The following is a 16,455-nucleotide window of genomic DNA, read 5'->3' on the forward strand; positions in this document are numbered from 1 at the left end:
CCAAGCTGCTTTCCAAAAACAAAACCGGCGCCTGAGACGCCGGTTTTGAGGTGCCTGCCCATACATGGCGCGGGCAGCAGTGGGTGCTTTACAGCACCGGAATACGCCCCTCTTCGACCGCATGGCAGGCCACTTTCACGCCGGCGTCATCGATCAGCTGTGGGCGCTCGCTGCGGCAGCGGTCATTGGCCAGCGGGCAGCGCGGGTTGAAGGCGCAGCCAGTGGGCGGGTTGAGCGGATTGGGCACCTCGCCTTGCACAGGGGTGCGGGCCTTGCCGGTGTCGTGCATCTTGGGGATGGCATCGAGCAGCATGCGCGTGTAGGGGTGGCGTGGCTGGGCAAACAGGGTCTGCTTATCGGCCAGCTCTACCAGCCTACCCAAATACATGACGCCCACCTGGTCGCTGACGTGGCGCACGACGGCCAGGTTGTGCGAGATGAACAAATAGGTCAGGCCGCGCTTTTTCTGCAGGTCCTTCATGATGTTGAGCACCTGGGCCTGCACCGACACATCCAGCGCCGATGTGGGCTCGTCGCAGACCAGAAACTCCGGCTCGGTGGCCAGCGCACGGGCGATGGAGATGCGCTGGCGCTGCCCGCCCGAGAACTGGTGCGGGTACTTGAGCATGTCCATGGGCGCCAGACCCACCTGCACCAACAGCTCAGCCACGCGGGCCTTGAGCTGCTCGGCATTGGTAATCAGGCCATGCTCCTTGAGCGGCTCGCCAACGATCTGTTCGACCAACCAGCGCGGATTCAGACTGGCATAGGGATCCTGGAAGATCATCTGCACCCGGCGGCGCATGGCGCGTGCATTCGGGTCACGAAACGCAGCATGGGCATCCTGGCCATCAAAGGTGAAGGTGCCGCGCGTAGGGCCGTACAAGCCCACCAAAAGGCGCGCGACCGTGCTCTTGCCGCAGCCCGATTCACCCACCAGCGCCAGCGTCTTGCCTCGTTCAATGTCAAAGCTCACGCCATCGACGGCGCGCAGCAGGCTGCGCGGCTTGCGCTCCAGCACCCGGTTGAGCCAGGGTGCCGATACATCGAAGGTCTTGGCCAGGTCACGCGCCTGCACCAGCGGCTGCTTGTCGCCCGCGCCTTGTGCGCCTTGCAGTGGCGCTGCGTTCTTGTTCGTCATGGTTGCCATCTCGCTCATACCGTGTCCTCGGTGGCCGCTACGTTGGGCTGGTAATCGGGTGCATGCAGCCAGCAGGCCGCCTGGGTGGCAGCCGCGGCCATCAGGTCGGGGCGCTGCTCCATGCAGCGGTCGAACACCTGCGGGCAACGCGGGTTGAAGGCGCAGCCCTTGGGGATGGCGTTGAGCCGGGGCATGGCGCCATCGATCTGGTTCAGGCGCTCGCGGTCGACTTCCATATCCGGGATGGACGCCATCAGGCCCCGGGTGTAGGGGTGTGCGGGGTGGTTGATCACTTCATGTACCGGGCCAATTTCCGCGACACGGCCGGCATACAACACCGCCACGCGGTCGCAGGTCTCGGCAATCACGCCCATGTCATGGGTGATCAGCATCACGGCCGCACCGCGGGTGCGGCAGATGTTTTTGAGCAGGCTGATGATCTGCGCCTGGATCGACACATCCAGCGCGGTGGTCGGCTCATCGGCCACGATCAGCTTGGGCTCGGCGGCCAGGGCCAGTGCAATCACCACGCGCTGGCGCATGCCGCCAGAGAACTGGTGCGGAAAGTGGTCAATCCGCTCTTCGGCCGCCGGAATCCCGGTGTCCTTGAGCAGCTGGATGGCGCGCTCGCGGGCCTCGCGCGCCGAGAGCTTGAGGTGGGCCTGGATGGTCTCGATCAGCTGGCGCCCCACGGTGTAGAGCGGGTTCAGCGAGGTGAGCGGATCCTGGAAGATCGCGCCAATGCGGCGGCCCCGGATATGGCGCATCTTGTCGGCGGACAGATTGTCGATGCGTTCGCCTTCGAGCAGGATCTCGCCCGAGGCCACATGGCCTGGTGGCTCCAGCAGGCCGATGATGGCCGCACCGGTCAGCGACTTGCCTGCGCCCGATTCACCGACAACGCCCAGGATTTCACCGGGGGCAATGGAGAAGGAGATATTGTCCAGCGCCCGCAGCACACCATGGCGATTGGGAAACTCGACCACCAGATTTTTAACTTCCAACAATGACATCGTGGTTGTTCCTTATTCGTCTTGTGTCCGCGCCATCAGCGCAGGCGCGGGTTGAGCGCGTCGCGCAGCCAGTCACCCAGCAGGTTGACCGACAGCGCAATCAGCACCAGCATCAGGCCCGGGAAGATGGTGATCCACCATTCGCCAGAGAACAGATAATCATTGCCCACGCGGATCAAGGTGCCCAGCGATGGTGAGGTGGGCGGCGCGCCCACGCCCAAAAAGGACAGGGTCGCCTCGGTGATGATGGCGGTGGCCACCTGGATGGTGGCCAGCACCATGACCGGGCCCAGCACATTGGGCAGCACATGCTTGACCATGATGCGCAGCGGCGCCACGCCGGTGACGCGGGCGGCCTGCACGTATTCTTTGTTGCGCTCGACCATGGTGGAGCCGCGCACCGTGCGCGCGTACTGCACCCAGCCGGTGAGCGAGATGGAGATGATCAGCACGCCAAAGGCCAGCGATTCATTGGCATTGGGAAACAGCGCACGGCCCACGCCGGCAATCAGCAGCGCGACCAGGATGGCCGGGAAGGACAGCATCACATCGCACAGGCGCATCAGCACCGAATCGATCCAGCCACCCTTGAAGCCGGCCAAGAGGCCCAGGCCCACGCCCACGACCACGGACAAGATCACCGAGGCCAGCCCCACAATCAGCGAAATGCGTGCGCCATACATCAGCGCCGACAGAATGTCGCGGCCCTGGTCATCGGTGCCCAGGATGTACTTCCAGCCGCCCTCTTCGCTCCACACCGGCGGGATGCGGGCATCGCTCAGCTCCAGGGTGGTCAGGTCAAAGGGGTTGTGCGGCGCCACCCAGCCTGCGAACAGCGCGCAGAACACGCATATCGCAGCAATGATGGCGGCCACGATGGCTGTGGGCGATTTGCGAAAGCTATAGCCCACATCGCTATCCATCCAGCGCCTGAGTCGGTTTTTCATCGTCATCGTTTCTCTCTCTTGTCACGGGCCGCTGCAGCGCAGCAGCCCAGGGCATTTACTTCTTTACGGTCATCCACTTGAAAGGCATGAAGCCATCGGCCATCTGCACCAGCTCCACGTTCTTGCTCACACCCCAGTTCATGTACTGCTGGTGCAAGGGCAGGTAGCCCACATCGTCGGCCACGGTCCGCAGCGCTTCGTGGATCGCCTGGTTGCGCTTGGCGGTATCGGTTTCCGACTGCACCTGCCGGGTCAGCGCATCAACCTTGGGGTTGCAGTAGTTGCCATAGTTGAAGGCGCCAGCCCCCTTGCCATCGTTGCAGTTCATCAAGGCGAGCAGCGGGTTGTGGGCGTCATAGGTCGATGGCGTCCAGCCCAGGATGTAGAAGGCGGTTTCGTGGCGCATGATGCGCGGGAAATACGTGCCCTTGGTCTCGGCATTGAGTTGCACCTTGACCCCAATCTTGGCCAGGTTCGCTGACACCGCCTGGCAGATGCGGCTGTCATTGATGTAGCGGTCGTTCGAGCAGTTGAGCGTGAGCGAGAAGCCGTCTGGGTAGCCCGCTTCAGTCAGCAGTTTTTTGGCCGCTGCCGGGTCGTAGGACAGGCGTTTGACGTCGTCGGGATAGCCATTGACACCCTTGCCGATCAAGGTGGCTAGGTTACCCGAGGCCCCGCGCATGACCTGCTTGTGCAGGCCGTCGATATCGATGGCCTGGTAGAAGGCCTGGCGCACGCGCTTGTCCTTAAACGGGTTCTTGCCCTTGACGCTGGAATTGAGCAGCTCATCGCGCTTTTGGTCCATGCCCATGAAGATGGCGCGCAACTCGGGGCCAGACACCACACGCGTGTTGCCCGTGCTGCCCACCCGGTCCAAGTCCTGCACCGGTACCGGGTCAATCACATCGACCTGGCCCGAGAGCAGCGCGGCCACGCGGGTCGCATCGTTGGCCACCGGGGTGTAGACGACTTCCTGCACATTGCCATCGATCTTGTCCCAGTAGTTGGCGCTGCGGTTGAAGACGGTGCGCACATTGGGCTGGCGCTCGCGCACCCGGTAGGGGCCCGTGCCATTGGCTTTGAAGGAGGCGGTGTTCTCGATGCCCTTGCGGCGGTCCACCGGGTTGACGGCATTGTTGGCCTCGGACCAGGCCTTGCTCATGATGTAGACCTGCGAGATCATGCTCGGCAGGATTGGGGCCGGGTCCTTGGTTTCGATGTCTACCGTGTAGTCATCGACCTTGCGCGTCTCCTTGATGGGGTTGGTGTAGGACTTCATGTCCGAGCCTTCGAGCTGCGTGCGCATCATCGAGAACACGACATCATCGGCGGTGAACGGCGTGCCGTCATGGAACTGCACACCTTTGCGCAAGGTAAAGCGCCAGACGGTGGGCGAGGTCTGCTCCCATTGGGTGGCCAGCACCGGGCGCAGGCTCAGGTCCTTGTTGCGGCCGGCCAGCGGTTCGTAGACATTGCCGGTAACGCTCAGTTGCACGGTCTCATTGAAGGAATGCGGGTCCATGGACAGGGCATCGCCTTGGGCACCAATGCGCACGGTCTGCGCGCCGGCTGCCACATAGGCCGCGGCCAGTACCGAGGCCAGCAAGGTCTTGCACATCATGTGTTTCATCGTTCTTCCCTTTTTTGTAAATTCCAGCCTTGGCGGGCCGGGTGCTGCGGTCTCAGACCAAAGCAAGCGGCATGCCACGCTCGATGATGCCGGCGTGCAGGGCCGCACCCAGCGGCAACACATCGTCATTGAAGTCGTAGCGGTTGTTGTGCAGCGGAATGATGTCGTCCCCCACGGCCTGGCCCAGGCGCAGATAGGCGCCGGGCTTTTGCTGCAGCATGAAGGAGAAATCCTCCGCCCCCATGCTCGGGTCCATGTTGCGCACCACCAGGGCCTCTCCCACCAGATCGGCGGCCACATCGCCTGCAAAAATGGCATCTTCAGGCGTGTTGATGGTGGCCGGGTAGGAGCGCTCGTACTGCAGCTGGGCATTCACGCCAAAGGCCAGGCCCAGGGCCTGGCACAGCTCGCCCAGGCGGCGCTCGACCAGGTTTTGCACATCGGGGTTGAAGGTGCGCACCGTGCCCACCAAGGTGGCGGTGCCCGGCGTCACGCTGAAGGCGCCCAGGTCACCGGACTGCAGCGCACAGATGCTGATGACGGCCGCATCGATGGCACGCACATTGCGCGAGACGATGGATTGCATGGCCGTAATCAGGTGGGCCGAGGCCAGCACCACATCATTGGTCTGGTAAGGATGGGCGCCATGCCCGCCCTTGCCGCTGATGTTGATCTGGATGCGATCGGCTGCCGCCATCATGGCACCAGGGTTGACGCCAATCATGCCCTGGCGCATGGCCGGCCAGTTGTGCATGGCATAGATCGACTGCACCGGGAAGCGGTCGAACAGGCCGTCCTGGATCATCTCGCGCGCGCCGGCATAGCCTTCCTCGCCGGGCTGAAAAATCAGTACGGCCGTGCCATCAAAATTACGGCTTTCGGCCAGGTAGCGCGCCGCGCCCACCAGCATGGCGGTGTGGCCATCATGGCCGCAGGCATGCATCAGCCCCTGCTTGCCCGAGCGCCAACTGCAATTGCCCTGCTCGGTGATGGGCAGCGCATCCATGTCAGCGCGCAGACCGATCATGCGCCCGCTGCCGTGCTTGTGGCCACGGATCACCCCCACGACACCGGTTTTGCCGATGCCTTGGTGGACCTCGTCCACGCCGCACAGGCGCAGCGCCTCGCTCACGCGGGCCGCCGTGTACTTTTCTTCAAAACCCAGCTCCGGGTTGGCATGCAGATCGCGGCGGAAGGCCGTCAACTCAGGGTGGATCTGGGCCAGGTGGGAGAAGGCGCGCGAGCTGGCGCTATAAGGCAGACGCGGCATCTCAGTGGCCCCCCGACTTTTCGACGCGCAGGCGCGGGTCAACCGCGAAATACAGCAGGTCGACCACCAGATTGATCACCACAAAGATCAGCGCAATCAGGCACAGGTAGGCAGCCATCACCGGAATGTCGGCAAAGGTCACCGCCTGGATGAAGAGCAGGCCCATGCCCGGCCACTGGAACACGGTCTCGGTGATGATGGCAAAGGCGATCAGCCCACCCAGCTGCAGACCGGTGATGGTCATCACCGGCACCAGCGTGTTCTTGAGGGCGTGGCCAAAGTAGATAGTGCGGTTGCTCAGGCCCCGGGCCTTGGCAAACTTGATGTAGTCCGTGCGCAGCACCTCCAGCATCTCGGCGCGCACCAGGCGCATGATCAAGGTGAGCTGGAAAATCGCCAGGGTGATGGCCGGCAGGATGATGTGGTGCCAGCCCTTGGCGCTCAGCAAGCCCGTGCTCCAAAAGCCCAGTTGCATGGTGGTGCCACGGCCAAAGCTGGGGAACCATCCCAGGTGCACCGAGAAAATCAGAATCAGCAAGATGCCGATCAAGAAGGTGGGCAGGGACACACCCAGCAGCGACAAGGTCATGAACATCTGGCTCATGAAGCTGCCCCGGCGCAGCGCCGCGTACACACCCATGGGCACACCCAGCACCAAGGCCAGCAAGGCAGCCACCATGGCCAGCTCGAAGGTGGCGGGGAAGCGCTCGGCAATCAACGAAGAGACCTTGGCCCCCTGGCGCAGGCTGATGCCGAACTCGCCCTGGGCGGCATTGAGCAAAAAGTGCCAGAACTGCACGAAAAATGGTTTGTCCAACCCCAGGGCACTGCGCAATTCGGCAATCTGCTGTGGGGTGGCGTCCTGGCCCAGCAAGAAGGTGACGGGGTCACCCACATACTGGAACAGCATGAAGGAAATGAACGCCACGGCGATCATCACGATCACCGCCTGGATCAATCGGCGCAATATAAATGCAAACATGGCTGACTCTCATCGTGGCAAACAGGGTCTGGGGGCCTCAAAGCGCCCAGGTTGGTTGTCTGCCTATTCCTCTGTCGTTTTTATGAAATAGCCCACCGCCTGTACGGGCAGTGGGCCTGCAAAACGCTATTTGCGGCAGATCAATTTACCGTCACCAGCTTGATGTCTACCCGGTTGTCTGCGCGGTGTACCAGGTCGATGTTTTTCTTCATCGCCCAGGGGATCACCTGGTCATACAGCGGCAGGTGCGAGACCGTGTCGTTGGACAACTGCAAGCCCTCGGTCAGCATGCGGGTGCGCACGGGCTGGTCGGTTTCCGTCTTGACGCGGTCTACCAGGTAGTCCATGCGCTGATTGCTGTAGCGGCCGACATTGTAGTTTCCGTCGCCACCCTGGCCTACGGTGCGCACCAGCGACTGCAGGCTGTAGAGCGCATCAAAGGTGGGTACACCCCAGCCGAGCATGTAGACACTGGCCTCGTTGCGCTGAATCATCGGGAAGTAGGTCACCATGGGCAGGGTGCGCAGCTTGGCCTTGATCCCCACCTTGGCCCACATGGCCGTCACAGCCTGGCAGATGGCCTCATCGCTGATATAGCGGTTATTGGGGCAGGCAAAGTCCACCTCGAAGCCATCGGGGTAACCCGCCTCGGCCAGCAGCTTCTTGGCAGCATCCTGGTCGTAAGGCAGGCGTTTGCCCACCGCTTCCGTCCAGCCATTGACCTGGGGGGCAATGAGGGTGCCGGTCGGCTTGCCCAGGCCGCGCAAGATGGTCTTGGTGATGGCCTGGATATCGATCGACTGGTACAGCGCCTGGCGCACCTTCTGCTCTTTGAGCGGGTTCTTGCCTTTGATGTTCGAGCCCGGCAGCTCATCGCGGAACTGGTCCATGCCAAAGAAGATCGTGCGGTTCTCCAGGCCTTCGAGAATCTTCAGCTCGGGGCTGGCGCGCAGGCGGTTCAGGTCTTGCGGGGTGGGATCGAGCACCATGTCCACCTCACCGGACAGCAGCGCTGCCATGCGGGTGGGCGCGGATTTGATCGGGGTGTAGGTGATGCTCGTCACATTGCCCGGCATCTGGCCCCACCAATTGGGGTTTTTCTTGAGTACCATGCGCACATCGGGCTGCCACGATTCAAGGATGAAAGGGCCCGTGCCCATGGCATTGCGGTGGGCAAAGTTCTCGTCGGCCTTCTTGATGTCCATCGGCTCGGTGGACTTGTTTTTCTCCGACCAGGCCTTGCTCATCATGCGCAGCTCGGTCATCTGGCGCAGCAGCACCGGGTTCGGGTCGCGCATGAAGATATCGATGTTCCCGTCATCGACCTTGACCACCTTCTCAATGCCCTGCACGAAGGGGCCGTAGTTCGAGGTCTTGGCCATTGCGCGCGAGATCGAGAACACCGCATCATCGGCCGTGAAGCTGGAACCATCCTGGAACTTCACGCCCTGGCGCAATGAGAAGCGCATCTGCTTGGGGCTGATTTCCTTCCACGCAGTGGCCAGCAACGGCTCGACCTGGAAGGTCTTGCTGTTGTAGGTCACCAAGGTCTCATAGACATAGGGGTGAATGGCATTGTGCAGGCCATTGTTTTGCGCATGGATATCCCAGCTGGCCACATCGGCCTGGCTGGCCCACTTGAAGGGCTTGGCCTGGGCCACGCCAGCTGACAAAACGGCGGCTGCCGCTATCGCAACCAGAGCAAGAGAAGGCTGTTTCATAAGTCCTCGCAGAATAGTAGTGCTTCACTATGCCGCAAGGAACCGATCTTCCGCATGGTGCTTCCCCCAGGGCGGGGGAATTCCCGAGTTCCTCTAATTTCTGTTATGTGACCGGCAATCACAGGCCTTTTGTCGGGCAAAACCTGGCTTCGTCTGCCAAATGTGAAACAGCAAGCCCTGATGCGCGAGGTCTGCCGCCGCGCCCTGCGCCTCAAAAAAACCATGCACAGCGTCTCTTGATGCCTATGGCCAACGCGAAGCCGGCTGCATGTATGAACCCTGCCACAGCCGATCACCCGGCGACCTGGCACCGCCTTGCACCAAGCGAGGGCCTCGCGCAGGCAAAGCACAAGGCAGAAGGCAGAAGGCAAAGAGCGAGCACTCAGCACTCAGCGCGCAGAGATGGGCGCGGGCATCCGCACCAGCACAGCGGCAAGGTATCGACGCACCATGAAGTTGCCAGCCACCTGGCAAACAGGCATAAAAAAAGCCCGTCTTTCGACGGGCTTTTTGCTTTTCAGGTTGAGTAGCTAGGAAACCCTAGCCATTCATTAGAAAGCGTGACGCACACCAACGGTGATAGCGTTTTGGTTCTTGCCAGCACCAGCTGGATCGATACCCAGGCCATTAGCCGACAGGCTCATGGTTTCGCTCTTCTGGTTCTTCAGGAAAGCGTAGGTGCCGTACAGAGCGGTGCGCTTCGACAGGTTGTGGACATAGCCCAGCGACAGCTGGTGAGCCTTGCCTTCGATTTCCTTGTTGTCGTAGTAGTTGTAAGCCAGACGTGCTTCGCCAGCAGCGCCGACAGCAGCCGTTGCGCCCAGACCAGCGGACTGGAACTTAGCCTTGCTGCCACCACCCACTGGGGTGCTTTGCACTTGACGGATCAGACCCGACAGCTTGAAAGCGCCGAAGTTGTAAGCAGCGCCCAGACCCAGACCTTGAGCCTTTTCGAAGCTGGCGGTAGGATCGTTCTGTTGGTCATAAGCAATACCGGCGCTCAGAGGGCCGTTATTGTAACCAGCGGACACGCCGATGTAACGCTTAGCGGAGCTGTCACCAGCGGTTTCGCCGAAGCCGTAGTTCACGCCAGCGGTGAAGCCGGACATGTTAGGCGTGTAGTACGAAACCATGTTGCCAACGCGAACTGGGTCGCCGAAGCCGTAGGTGCCGTTGCCGAAGCTGAAGTTCTGGCCGATACCGACTTGGCCGAACACGTCGTAGCCAGACACGGTGTTGTAAGCTGCGGTCAGTTCACGACCCAGACGCACTTCACCGAAGTTGCCCATCAAGGACACGGTGGAACGACGCTTGAACTCGAAGCCAGGACCTGCAGCGCCGCCGCCGGAAGCGGTACCGCTGTCGTTCTGGATTGCGCCTTCCAGCCAGAAACCAGCCTTCAGACCGCCACCCAAATCTTCCACGCCGCGGAAGCCCAGACGGCTGGTGGCGTTACCGGAGTTGGTCAGACCGTAGTTGCTTTCGCCACCGCTGGTCTTAGCGTAGGTCACGCCAGCATCAACGATACCGAACAGGGTCACGGAAGATTGAGCCATTGCGGCGCCGGAAGCGGCCAGCACTGCCAAGGCAACAAGAGATTTTTTCATTGCGAGTTACTCCAAGGTTTAACAGACGGCGCTGGTACGGGGGGGTTAATGTCAGCCTCACGGTTCTGCACAACTTCTACCTGCTCCCGCGCCAACCTCCTAGTGTGGAAGTTCTCTCTATTTCAACAGACCGCAGGCGGTTGCGCAAACAAATTCCCCCACATGAAGAGCTATTCACTGTAAATCGTTGCTTGAGTGCAACGTTTAACGAATGTCAGCAGCCGTCCTATTTTTCGACAAAAATTTGCTGCAACACAAGCCGTTTCAGAGGAGATTCGCCATGTTTGCAGCGGGGTGTATTCTACTGGTTAGCATCAGACCCTATGCAAGATCGACTCCTTAGCGCGGCGGATACTGCGCTGCGTACCCTGTTCGCAACACCCCATGCGGCGCATCCCTCGCCGGCCACAGGCATCCCCGAGGCGGAACTCAGCCCAGCGGAGAAAAAACTTTCTGCTTCTTATATGCGGGTCAACCATGTGGGCGAGGTCTGCGCGCAAGCGCTCTACACCGCCCAGGCCATGGTGACGCGGGACGAACATCTGCGCGAGCACCTGCTGGAAGCCGCCCAGGAAGAAATGGACCACCTCGCTTGGACCCACCAGCGCCTGCAGGACCTGGGAGAACGCCCCAGCCTGCTCAACCCCCTGTGGTTTGCCGGAGCTTTTTTGATTGGAACCGTGGCGGCCAAGGTCAGCGACCGTGCCAGCCTGGGTTTTGTCGAGGAGACGGAAAACCAGGTCTCCCTGCATCTGAAGTCCCATCTGGAGCTGCTGCCCGCGCAAGATGCCCCGTCACGGGCCGTCGTCAGCCAGATGAAGGCGGACGAAGAGCGCCACGCCGCCGCCGCAGTCGATGCAGGTGCCCTGCCCGTGCCCCCGCCCGCCCGGGTGCTGATGAAGATCGCCTCCAAGGTGATGACCGCCACCGCCCACCATATATAAGACGCGAATGTCGGCAGCAGGAAAGCCAAGCCTGACAACCGCTATACACGCCGGAAGCACACCATGAAAAAGCCGCCCTGACGGCGGCTCAGCGGGTGCAGCAGTTCTGCAACACCGAGGCCTTAAGCCTCCACCAGGTCAAAACCCGTGGTGATCTCGGCCGTTTTGCTCAGCATGATGCTGGCCGAGCAGTATTTCTCGTGGCTCATGGCAATCGCGCGCTCCACAGCGGCTGGCGGGATGCCTTTGCCGGTAACTGTGAACTGCATATGGATCTTGGTGAACACCTTGGGCTCGGTCTCGGCGCGTTCGGCCTTCAGGGCCACGGTGCAGTTCTTGACATCATGGCGGCCGCGCTTGAGGATCAGCACCACGTCATAGGCGGTGCAGCCGCCGGTGCCGGCCAGCAGCAGCTCCATGGGGCGGGCAGCCAGGTTCTGGCCGCCGTTGGCCGGGTTGGCTGCATCTGGCGCGCCATCCATGGCCACCACATGGCCGCTGCCGGTTTCGGCCACAAAACCCATTCCCGAACGCGCGCCACTCGCGCCTGTCCACGTTACCGTGCATTCCATTGCAACTCTCCAAAAATCAGACAGCATGAGTGTGGCAGATCTGCCCGTACCTCTGCCATTTGTTGCTGGCTATCAACAGCATTGGGGAAAAAAATGGTTGCGCACATTATTTTGCTGCATCGCAACAGAAACATCGCTATACTTGGACTCATCTGCTGCTCCACAGCCTGGCCAAGCCAAACCAAGTGGATGCCAGCTTGCAAGTTGTCTCCTCCACCTCTCAAATGGTGGTTTCAAGCCCCTGATTCACATCAGGGGCTTTTTTTCTGCCTGGCGCCGCCAAAACCACCGCTGGCCCGCTCCAGTGAACGCCAGCGGTTATAGTGCATCGGTCTCTCGATCACCTGATGCACGCCACCCCGCCCATGCTGCCACCCGCGCATGCTCTGCGGGCTGGCGCATCAGCCAGGCGCCACCCGCATGCGCTACCTTCCTGTTGCCTCTTTTCTCTAGCGTGCATCCCCTATGCCTTCCAAGACTGCTGCCGCGCTGACGCCGGCCGATTACCTGAAGAAAATCCTGACTGCGCGTGTTTATGACGTGGCCATTGAATCGGGCCTTGATCCTGCCAAGAACCTCAGCCGTCGCTTGCACAACAAGGTGCTGCTCAAGCGCGAAGACCAGCAGCCGGTATTCAGCTTCAAGCTGCGCGGCGCCTATAACAAGATGGCCCACCTGACGGCCGAGCAGCTCAAGGCCGGCGTGATCTGCGCATCCGCTGGCAACCACGCGCAAGGCGTTGCCCTGTCGGCCAACCGCCTGGGCACCCGCGCCGTGATCGTGATGCCAACCACCACGCCCCAGCTGAAGATCGACGCCGTCAAAGGCCTGGGCGGTGAAGTGGTGCTGGCTGGCGAGAGCTTCAGCGATGCCTATGAGCACTCGCTCAAGCTGCAAAAGGAACAGGGCCTGACCTTTGTCCACCCCTTTGATGACCCGGATGTGATCGCCGGCCAGGGCACGATTGCGATGGAGATCATGCGCCAGGTGCAGAAAATCGGCTCCTCCCAGCTCAACGCTGTGTTTGTCGCCATTGGCGGCGGCGGCCTGATTGCCGGTGTGGCCAATTACATCAAGGCCGTGCGGCCGGAGATCAAGGTCATCGGCGTGCAGATGAATGATTCGGACGCGATGATCCAGTCTGCCCGCCTGGGCAAGCGGGTAACGCTGAGCGATGTGGGCCTGTTTGCCGATGGCACAGCCGTCAAGCTGGTGGGCGAAGAAACCTTCCGCGTGGCGCATGGTCTGGTCGATGAATACATCACCGTCGACACCGATGCCGTCTGCGCCGCGATCAAGGACATCTTTGTCGACACCCGCTCCATCGTCGAGCCCTCGGGCGCGCTGGCAGTCGCCGGCATCAAGCAGTACGTCGCCAAGAACAAGACCAAGGGCGAGACCTATGCGGCGATCCTAAGTGGCGCCAACATGAACTTCGACCGCCTGCGCTTTGTCGCAGAGCGCGCCGATGTGGGCGAGGAAAAGGAAGCGCTGTTTGCCGTCACCATCCCCGAAGAGCGCGGCAGCTTCAAGCGTTTTTGCGAGGTCATCGGCAATCTGCCGGGCGGCGCACGCAGCGTCACCGAGTTCAACTACCGCATCAGCGATGACCAGCGCGCCCATGTGTTTGTCGGTATCTCCACCAACAGCAAGGGCGAGTCGGAAAAGATCTGCCGCAACTTCCAGAAAAACGGCTTTGACGCGCTGGACCTGACCTTTGACGAGCTGGCCAAGGAGCATGTGCGCCACATGGTGGGCGGCCGCTCGCAGCTGGCCCAGGACGAGCGCCTGCTGCGCTTTGTCTTTCCCGAGCGGCCCGGCGCCCTGTTCAAGTTCCTGAGCCTGATGGCGCCGAACTGGAACATCTCGCTGTTCCACTACCGCAACCAAGGCGCAGACTACGGTCGCATCCTCGTGGGCATGCAAGTGCCCCAGGAAGACTCGCAGAGTTTTGAGCAGTTCCTCAACAACCTGGGCTACCCCTGGGTCGAAGAAACCCAGAACCCGGCCTACCGCCTGTTCTTGCGGGCTTAAAGCCTCTCTACCGGCCGCCCGCGCCATGCAAGCCCTACGCCATTTTTTGCTGGCTGTGCAGTTTTTCACCCGCATCCCCATCACGGGCAAGCTGGGTGACTGGGTCGGTTACAGCCCCGAGATGCTGCGCGCCAGCGCCGGTCATTTCCCGGGCGTGGGCTGGATTGTCGGTTTGGTCGCTGCTGGCGTGCTGGCCGCCAGCAGCCTGCTGCTGCCCGCTTCCAATGCCTACAGCCCGCTGGTCGCCGCCGTGCTCAGCACCTTGGCCACCGTGCTGCTCACCGGCTGCTTTCATGAAGACGGCCTCAGCGACGTGGTCGACGGCCTGGGCGGTAGCCACCAGCGCGAGCGCGCGCTGGAAATCATGAAGGATTCGCGCATCGGCGCCTATGGCGCCATGGCCATGGTGCTGGCCGTCCTCAGCAAGACCGCGCTTATTGCCCTGCTCGCCAGCCACAGCCTGGCGCTGGCCATGGCGAGCTTGGTCGCCGCCCATGTCATCGCCCGGCTCTGGCCCATGTGTGTGGTGCGCAGCCTGCCCCATGTGGGCGACAGCGCCAGCTCCAAAAGCAAGCCGCTGGCGGCATTCATCAGCCGCCAAGGTCTGGTCTGCTGCCTGCTCTGGTCCCTGCCCGCAGCCTTGTTGCTGGGCCTGAGCCAGGGCTGGCCTGCGTTGCTGCTGGCCCTGGTGCTGAGCGCTGCCGCCGCGCTGTGGATGCGCCAATGGCTGCAACGCCGCCTGCAAGGCTTTACCGGCGATGGCCTGGGCGCTGCCGAGCAGGTCAGCGAGATCGCTTTTTACCTGGGCGTGGCCCTGTCGCTGGGCCCGGCAGGCCTGTGGCTGGCCAAGGCGCTGGCATGAGCGCGCTGTGGCTACAGCGCCATGCCCAACCGCTGGTGGCACCCGGGGTGTGCTACGGCCGCAGCAATATGCCCGCCGATGACAAGGCCACCGCCGCTGCAGCACTGGCACTGCACAGCGCCTGGGCGGCTGAGCTATTGCAGGCCGGCACCGTCTGGCACTCACCACTGCAACGCTGCGTGCAGCTGGCCACCGCCTTGCAGGCACAAGCGCCGGGTTTCACACTGCGGGCTTGCGACGATCTGGCGGAAATGGATTTTGGTGCTTGGGAAGGCCAGCGCTGGGACGATATTGCGCGCGATGAGATACAGGCCTGGTCCGCTGACTTCATGGCCTATGCGCCCGGCAGCGGTGAATCACTGGTGGCCATGATGGCCCGCGTGGCACGCGCGCTCGATGCGGCACGCCAGCAGGCGCTGGAGACCGGCCAGCCGGTACTTTGGATCAGCCATGCCGGTGTGGCGCAATGCGTGCACTGGCTGCTGACCCGGGGCAACCGGGTGCCGCTGGCCAAAGACTGGCCCTCGGTCAAGATCGCTTACGGGGAATGGCTCCGGCTGCCGCTGCTCAGCAACAGCTGAACAAACCTTTACCTCATTTTTAAGATCAGCTTGAGCGCTCAGTCGCGCAGCGAACCTGTGCTGCGGTCCACATTGGCGGCGGTATCTGCAACAGGAGCCGGCGCGGGCACAGGCGCAGCGGCCTGCACCTGCGGTGCGGCCGGGCTCGCGGGCACCGTGGCTGCTACAGCATCGATCGGGCGCAGCGCAGGCAGCGCAATGGTCATCGCTGCGGGCCCATCCACGCCAGCGCCCAGGGTCACCGCGCGCGGCGCATCGCTGCGCAGCGACTGCAACACCAGGCCATCGGCCACCACCGCACCGACCCGGAATACTTTGGCAGGCTGGTCATCGACGGCAATGACGGCTGCGCCGCCTCCGCTGTTCTTGCCTGCCATGACACCCAGCAAACGCCAGCGGGTGGGCGCAACAGGGGCGGCTACGGGCGCACCCTCTTGCACACCAAACAGGCGCGCCATGGCAGCACCATCCACCTGCACGGCAGCCGGGCCACCGGCCTGTGGCACCGCCAGCACCTGGCGCGGTGCCGACAGCTTAAGCCCCCAGAACACCGCCAATGCCGCAGCGCCAGCCCATAAAAAGCCGGCCGCCAGCCGAGGAGACCAGGGGTTGCGTGATAGTGTCACCATTCGCAGATTATGATGCACCCAGATGTCAGTTTCGTCACTTTGACCCCCTTTGACCTGAGAGCATGATGTTTTCCTTCCGCCCGCAGTCGGCAGCACGCCACATCCAAGCCCATCTCCAGCGCGGCTTTACCTTGATCGAGCTGATGGTGGTGCTGGTCATCATCGGCGTGCTGGCCGCGCTGATCGTGCCCAATGTGATTGGCGCTGCCGACGAGGCACGCGTGACCGCTGCGCGCACCGACATCACCAACATCGGCGGCGCGCTCAAGCGCTACCGCCTGGACAACCAGCGCTACCCCACCGCCGAGCAAGGCCTGGCCGCGCTGATCAACCGCCCCAGCAGCGGCCCCGCGCCGATGAACTGGAAGCCCTACCTGGAAAAGCTGCCCAATGACCCCTGGGGCCATCCGTACCAGTACCTGAACCCCGGCGTCAAAGGCGAAGTCGATGTGATGAGCTTTGGCGCTGACGGCCAGGCCGGCGGTGAAGGCAATAACGCCGACATCGGCAGCTGGCAATAAG

15 protein-coding genes are annotated in these 16,455 nt (G+C 62.2%); 5 read left to right on the top strand and 10 right to left on the bottom strand.

Features of this window, described 5'->3' with window-relative positions:
• Positions 1-88: 88 nt before the first annotated feature.
• The 8 genes from M2375_RS09435 to M2375_RS09470 form a co-directional block, all read right to left on the bottom strand.
• Positions 89-1,141 (bottom strand): ABC transporter ATP-binding protein, encoded by a 1,053-nt coding sequence (locus M2375_RS09435; RefSeq protein WP_259165456.1) that lies wholly within the window; start codon positions 1,139-1,141, stop codon positions 89-91.
• Between the two features lie 14 nt (positions 1,142-1,155).
• Positions 1,156-2,154, bottom strand: coding sequence for an ABC transporter ATP-binding protein (locus M2375_RS09440; RefSeq protein ID WP_259165459.1), 999 nt, complete (start codon positions 2,152-2,154; stop codon positions 1,156-1,158).
• Between the two features lie 35 nt (positions 2,155-2,189).
• Positions 2,190-3,101 (bottom strand): ABC transporter permease, encoded by a 912-nt coding sequence (locus M2375_RS09445; protein WP_259166041.1) that lies wholly within the window; start codon positions 3,099-3,101, stop codon positions 2,190-2,192.
• A 55-nt stretch (positions 3,102-3,156) separates the two neighbouring features.
• The gene (locus M2375_RS09450; protein ID WP_259165460.1) at positions 3,157-4,731 is read right to left on the bottom strand and encodes an ABC transporter substrate-binding protein; all 1,575 of its coding nucleotides are present in this window, start codon (positions 4,729-4,731) and stop codon (positions 3,157-3,159) included.
• 52 nt (positions 4,732-4,783) lie between these two features.
• Complete coding sequence (locus M2375_RS09455) at positions 4,784-6,001, bottom strand: M20 aminoacylase family protein (protein ID WP_259165462.1); 1,218 nt, start codon at positions 5,999-6,001, stop codon at positions 4,784-4,786.
• A 1-nt stretch (position 6,002) separates the two neighbouring features.
• Positions 6,003-6,983 (bottom strand): ABC transporter permease, encoded by a 981-nt coding sequence (locus M2375_RS09460; RefSeq protein ID WP_259165464.1) that lies wholly within the window; start codon positions 6,981-6,983, stop codon positions 6,003-6,005.
• A 140-nt stretch (positions 6,984-7,123) separates the two neighbouring features.
• A complete protein-coding gene (locus M2375_RS09465; RefSeq protein ID WP_259165467.1) occupies positions 7,124-8,704 on the bottom strand; it encodes an ABC transporter substrate-binding protein in 1,581 nt (526 codons plus the stop codon).
• A 551-nt stretch (positions 8,705-9,255) separates the two neighbouring features.
• Complete coding sequence (locus M2375_RS09470) at positions 9,256-10,311, bottom strand: porin (RefSeq protein ID WP_021025741.1); 1,056 nt, start codon at positions 10,309-10,311, stop codon at positions 9,256-9,258.
• A 323-nt stretch (positions 10,312-10,634) separates the two neighbouring features.
• Here M2375_RS09470 and coq7 point away from each other — a divergent pair, with 323 nt between their 5' ends.
• Positions 10,635-11,255, top strand: a complete 621-nt coding sequence (gene coq7, locus M2375_RS09475; RefSeq protein ID WP_259165478.1) for a 2-polyprenyl-3-methyl-6-methoxy-1,4-benzoquinone monooxygenase — start codon at positions 10,635-10,637, stop codon at positions 11,253-11,255.
• Positions 11,256-11,377: 122 nt separating this feature from the next.
• Here the strand turns inward: coq7 and M2375_RS09480 are convergent, their stop codons facing one another.
• On the bottom strand, positions 11,378-11,827 hold the full coding sequence (locus M2375_RS09480) for an OsmC family protein (protein ID WP_259165479.1): 450 nt from the start codon (positions 11,825-11,827) through the stop codon (positions 11,378-11,380).
• A gap of 465 nt (positions 11,828-12,292) precedes the next feature.
• On the opposite strand from M2375_RS09480, the gene ilvA reads away from it, so the two are divergent.
• Genes ilvA through M2375_RS09495 form a run of 3 tightly spaced genes read left to right on the top strand, consistent with a single transcriptional unit; the run spans position 12,293 to position 15,304 of the window.
• Complete coding sequence (gene ilvA / locus M2375_RS09485; protein ID WP_259165482.1) at positions 12,293-13,861, top strand: threonine ammonia-lyase, biosynthetic; 1,569 nt, start codon at positions 12,293-12,295, stop codon at positions 13,859-13,861.
• Positions 13,862-13,886: 25 nt separating this feature from the next.
• On the top strand, positions 13,887-14,723 hold the full coding sequence (gene cobS / locus M2375_RS09490) for an adenosylcobinamide-GDP ribazoletransferase (RefSeq protein WP_259165484.1): 837 nt from the start codon (positions 13,887-13,889) through the stop codon (positions 14,721-14,723).
• The gene (locus M2375_RS09495; RefSeq protein WP_259165486.1) at positions 14,720-15,304 is read left to right on the top strand and encodes a histidine phosphatase family protein; all 585 of its coding nucleotides are present in this window, start codon (positions 14,720-14,722) and stop codon (positions 15,302-15,304) included. Before cobS ends, M2375_RS09495 begins: the two co-directional genes overlap by 4 nt.
• 38 nt (positions 15,305-15,342) lie before the next feature.
• Here M2375_RS09495 and M2375_RS09500 read toward each other — a convergent pair whose 3' ends face one another.
• Positions 15,343-15,933 carry a type II secretion system protein N gene (locus M2375_RS09500; RefSeq protein WP_259165487.1) on the bottom strand — a complete coding sequence of 197 codons (591 nt, stop codon included), beginning with the start codon at positions 15,931-15,933 and terminating at the stop codon, positions 15,343-15,345.
• Between the two features lie 65 nt (positions 15,934-15,998).
• Here M2375_RS09500 and gspG point away from each other — a divergent pair, with 65 nt between their 5' ends.
• A complete protein-coding gene (gene gspG / locus M2375_RS09505) occupies positions 15,999-16,454 on the top strand; it encodes a type II secretion system major pseudopilin GspG (RefSeq protein ID WP_404979298.1) in 456 nt (151 codons plus the stop codon).
• Position 16,455: the final 1 nt, after the last annotated feature.

The organism is Comamonas sp. BIGb0152, from assembly GCF_024809975.1.
Taxonomy (GTDB): domain Bacteria; phylum Pseudomonadota; class Gammaproteobacteria; order Burkholderiales; family Burkholderiaceae_C; genus Comamonas.

Bases quoted from the DNA above. Each gene is read 5' to 3' on its own strand.
- gspG (WP_404979298.1), top strand. From the start codon at position 15,999: ATGTTTTCCTTCCGCCCGCAGTCGGCAGCACGCCACATCCAAGCCCAT.
- M2375_RS09440 (WP_259165459.1), bottom strand. From the start codon at position 2,154: ATGTCATTGTTGGAAGTTAAAAATCTGGTGGTCGAGTTTCCCAATCGC.
- M2375_RS09465 (WP_259165467.1), bottom strand. From the start codon at position 8,704: ATGAAACAGCCTTCTCTTGCTCTGGTTGCGATAGCGGCAGCCGCCGTT.
- coq7 (WP_259165478.1), top strand. From the start codon at position 10,635: ATGCAAGATCGACTCCTTAGCGCGGCGGATACTGCGCTGCGTACCCTG.
- M2375_RS09460 (WP_259165464.1), bottom strand. From the start codon at position 6,983: ATGTTTGCATTTATATTGCGCCGATTGATCCAGGCGGTGATCGTGATG.
- M2375_RS09480 (WP_259165479.1), bottom strand. From the start codon at position 11,827: ATGGAATGCACGGTAACGTGGACAGGCGCGAGTGGCGCGCGTTCGGGA.
- cobS (WP_259165484.1), top strand. From the start codon at position 13,887: ATGCAAGCCCTACGCCATTTTTTGCTGGCTGTGCAGTTTTTCACCCGC.
- M2375_RS09455 (WP_259165462.1), bottom strand. From the start codon at position 6,001: ATGCCGCGTCTGCCTTATAGCGCCAGCTCGCGCGCCTTCTCCCACCTG.
- M2375_RS09495 (WP_259165486.1), top strand. From the start codon at position 14,720: ATGAGCGCGCTGTGGCTACAGCGCCATGCCCAACCGCTGGTGGCACCC.
- M2375_RS09500 (WP_259165487.1), bottom strand. From the start codon at position 15,933: ATGGTGACACTATCACGCAACCCCTGGTCTCCTCGGCTGGCGGCCGGC.
- M2375_RS09450 (WP_259165460.1), bottom strand. From the start codon at position 4,731: ATGAAACACATGATGTGCAAGACCTTGCTGGCCTCGGTACTGGCCGCG.
- M2375_RS09470 (WP_021025741.1), bottom strand. From the start codon at position 10,311: ATGAAAAAATCTCTTGTTGCCTTGGCAGTGCTGGCCGCTTCCGGCGCC.
- M2375_RS09445 (WP_259166041.1), bottom strand. From the start codon at position 3,101: ATGAAAAACCGACTCAGGCGCTGGATGGATAGCGATGTGGGCTATAGC.
- ilvA (WP_259165482.1), top strand. From the start codon at position 12,293: ATGCCTTCCAAGACTGCTGCCGCGCTGACGCCGGCCGATTACCTGAAG.
- M2375_RS09435 (WP_259165456.1), bottom strand. From the start codon at position 1,141: ATGACGAACAAGAACGCAGCGCCACTGCAAGGCGCACAAGGCGCGGGC.